Origin of the sequence: Paraburkholderia sediminicola (assembly GCF_046026895.1) — a bacterium.
In the GTDB taxonomy this organism is placed as follows: domain Bacteria; phylum Pseudomonadota; class Gammaproteobacteria; order Burkholderiales; family Burkholderiaceae; genus Paraburkholderia; species Paraburkholderia sediminicola_C.
Genome location: NZ_JAQQEU010000188.1, coordinates 1 through 2,928 on the forward strand (window position 1 = coordinate 1; position 2,928 = coordinate 2,928).

The 2,928-nt window shown below is 57.8% G+C and carries 3 protein-coding genes and 2 pseudogenes; 4 read left to right on the top strand and 1 reads right to left on the bottom strand.

The window, feature by feature from the left end:
- Window positions 1-87: pseudogene (locus PQR02_RS40045) on the bottom strand (IS6 family transposase); the annotation flags it as partial.
- Window positions 88-213: 126 nt separating this feature from the next.
- Here PQR02_RS40045 and PQR02_RS40050 point away from each other — a divergent pair.
- The 4 genes and pseudogenes from PQR02_RS40050 to PQR02_RS40065 all read left to right on the top strand — a co-directional run.
- On the top strand, window positions 214-309 hold the full coding sequence (locus PQR02_RS40050; RefSeq protein WP_408243329.1) for a phage tail assembly chaperone: 96 nt from the start codon (window positions 214-216) through the stop codon (window positions 307-309).
- A 328-nt stretch (window positions 310-637) separates the two neighbouring features.
- The gene (locus PQR02_RS40055) at window positions 638-766 is read left to right on the top strand and encodes a hypothetical protein (RefSeq protein WP_408243330.1); all 129 of its coding nucleotides are present in this window, start codon (window positions 638-640) and stop codon (window positions 764-766) included.
- Window positions 766-2,496 (top strand): hypothetical protein, encoded by a 1,731-nt coding sequence (locus tag PQR02_RS40060; RefSeq protein ID WP_408243331.1) that lies wholly within the window; start codon window positions 766-768, stop codon window positions 2,494-2,496. The genes PQR02_RS40055 and PQR02_RS40060 overlap by 1 nt, the downstream gene beginning before the upstream one ends.
- Before the next feature lie 283 nt (window positions 2,497-2,779).
- A pseudogene (locus tag PQR02_RS40065) lies at window positions 2,780-2,928 on the top strand (IS6 family transposase); the annotation flags it as partial.

Consider the following 2,928-nt stretch of genomic DNA (forward strand, 5'->3'; position numbering starts at 1 on the left):
ATACCAACGCACGCACGTCAGCATCACATCAAGCGGGTAATGCAGGCGTTTGAGCACTCGGGCCACGGCCGGATTCAGCGTCTTCATCAAGCTTTCAGTCGTTCATCTTGTTCCGCACATCATAGCCGACCGCCTTATTGCAACAGCACCGTTGCGAACACCGATAATTTTGTTGCGATACCCACCGATGCACCGCAGGGCTTTACGAAGAACGTGGACGAATGGAGAGCCTATCGCCAAGCGTTGCGCGACATGCCGCAGCAAGCGGATTTTCCCGTTAAGGCCGTATGGCCGAAAAGACCGAAATGAACCGCCGCCGTCATGACGCGCTGGCGGGTCCTTCGCACTCCGTCGACGAACCGTTCGCATGCGCCCCGCCAAGACAGGCCGGTGCCATCACAGTCAACAGTTTAATTGTGTTTTTTTATGGGCAGCGTGCATGTGATAGAGGACATTATCACATATATAGCGGTGGCAGATGCGTGAGTCAGTCTGTCCGATTTGGTCGCCTAGCTTCCTCTATAACAGTGAAGTTGCGGAAATTGCGTCCGATCGGGCTGATCTTGCTTTTTAGAGTTTTCTTCGTTGTCTTCGTCGATAACTTTCTGTAGTACAGAGGTGCAAGATGGCGCAAACCATGACGATTCAGTTCGACAGTCAGGAAATAGGTCAGGGATACAACTCTACAACGGAAGAAAGTGTCGGCACGGCGTTGCAGGTGGGCGACGTCAGCGAGGATGGCCGTTTTTCTGCAATGAGAAAATAATGCCAGTAAAACAAATAGAGTTAGCGCAGAGCGTGAGCAGTGATGGGCCTCTGTCCGCGCAAGTAGGGCTCGGTTGGCGCAGCTGGGCGGCCTTGTTGACCGGGCTCAGTCTGCTGTCCCTGGCGATTACCGGTTTCACGATCGAAAATAACAACATCTTCCATTTGCCGATCCTAGAGGGCTTGTGGCGCGAACCTCAATTCGCGCACGATGCCTTCATTCAGTCGCTACGTTATTTTTCTTCCGGTTTCTGGCTGATGCAGGTGGGGATCGCTGACGACAGCAATGTGCTGAAATTCTTCCTGCCGTGGCTGCTTCTTTCTCGACTGCTCTTTTTCGCTGGCATCGGCTCCTGGATTGCGGTCCTGGGGCTGAAGGGGCGAACGCAGACGCTGATTTTCATGCTGCTGAGTGCGGTCAGCGGCTTGCTGCGCGGCGTCTCTTTCGCCGGAGATGGCGGAATCGCTCTCGGTTCTTTCAGCCACTCAGAACTGGGCAACGGCTTGGCCCTGATCGCGCTCTCGCTAGTGTGGCGCCGCTGCTATGGTTGGGCGCTGGCCTCAGCGGGGCTGGTGTTTTTCCTCAACATCTTCATGGCCGTGTGGCTTGCGCCGCTGATGGTGACGATGGTCTTGCTGCAATGGCGAGAACACGGGCTGCCCCTCGGCCGCCTAGTGCGGAAAAGTTGGCCCGGCTTGCTAGCCTGTGTCGTGCTGGCCCTACCGTTGTTCGCCAATCTCGCGCACAACCCCGAATTGGGAAGAAGGCCGGATTACGATTACCGGGTGTTTCTGCTCGAGCACTGGCCCGATCACTTTTTGGCGATGCACTTGGCAGTCGGGCAATATGTCGGCTTTGTGATCGTTATCGCCACGGCCATCGTCTCGGCATCGCAGTTGCCGCGCGACCAGGCGCGGCTGATATATACGCTGACGGGTGTGATGCTGGCAATCTGGGCAATCGGCGCGCTGCTGCCCCTACTTACTACCTCGCCCTCCCTGTTCAACCTTCATCTGCTGCGCTCGACGACGTATCTGCAAATGCTGGCCGGACTTGCGCTCGCCGCCCTCACCACGCGGTGGATGACCTCAGCGAATGAGGCCGATCGCTTGTTATGGGCGCCTATCCTGGTGTTTTCGGTGGTGGTCAACGTCGGCGCTGCGGCGCTGTTTCCGGTGCTAGTGGTGCGGAAGGCCTGGCGTCCCGGCGCGGGGCTCGCCAGCCCCATCGTGGCGGCGTTGCTTCTAGCGCTGAGTAGCGCGGGAACCGTGGCCCTGATCATTAGACATTATCGCTGGGATTCATACACCGCCGCAAAACGCGCGGACTGGCTGGCCTTGGCTGGCTGGGCCAAAAGCAACACGCCTCCTGATACGGTCTTCCTTTTGCCGGTGATGCGGCTTCACGATCGCAGCCCCCTGCCGGCGGCACCTGCACGCATGGCGGATCTGCTGGTCGGCAGCGAGGTGTTTCCCACGATGTCTCACCGCCAGGTATGGGTAACCGGCAAATATGGCGCGGCAGCGCAATGGCTGCCCAGCTACTACCATATTTGGCATCAGCGGATGGTGGGCAGTCTCCTTGCCGCAAGCCTGCCTGAACGCATAGACTACGCCCGCAGTAATGCCATCGGCATGGTGGTGGATGATTGTGGCGTCGCAGGCCGCTATGTACCGGTCTACCGGTCGGGTAATCTCTGCGTCTTTGCATCGGATAATCCGGAACAGTGAATGCGCGATGGCAGACGGAGATGCCGGACATGGATAGCGGCAGTGACCGCCGCCGCTTTATCGGACGTTTCCTGGCCCGCGTGCGCCTTCGGTTGAGGCTCAAGGCCACGAAGAGGAGCAACAAGCCGGGGACGACGTTCTCGCTGGCGTGCCTTGTCGTTAGTGCGCGAGTGGGGGTATTCGGTGAGAATCATAAATCGCACGATCCCCACAATTATGAGGTTCTGTTGCAATAAGGCGATCCGCTATGATGTGCGGAACAACATGAACGGCTGAAAGCTTGATAACGACGTTGAATCCGCCGGTGGCCCGAGTGCTCAAGCGCCTGCATTACCCGCTCGATGTAATCCTGATGTGCGTGCGCTGGTACGTGGCCTATCCGCTGAGCCTGCGTCACATTGAAGAGATGGTCGCGAGCGTGGCATTTGCGTT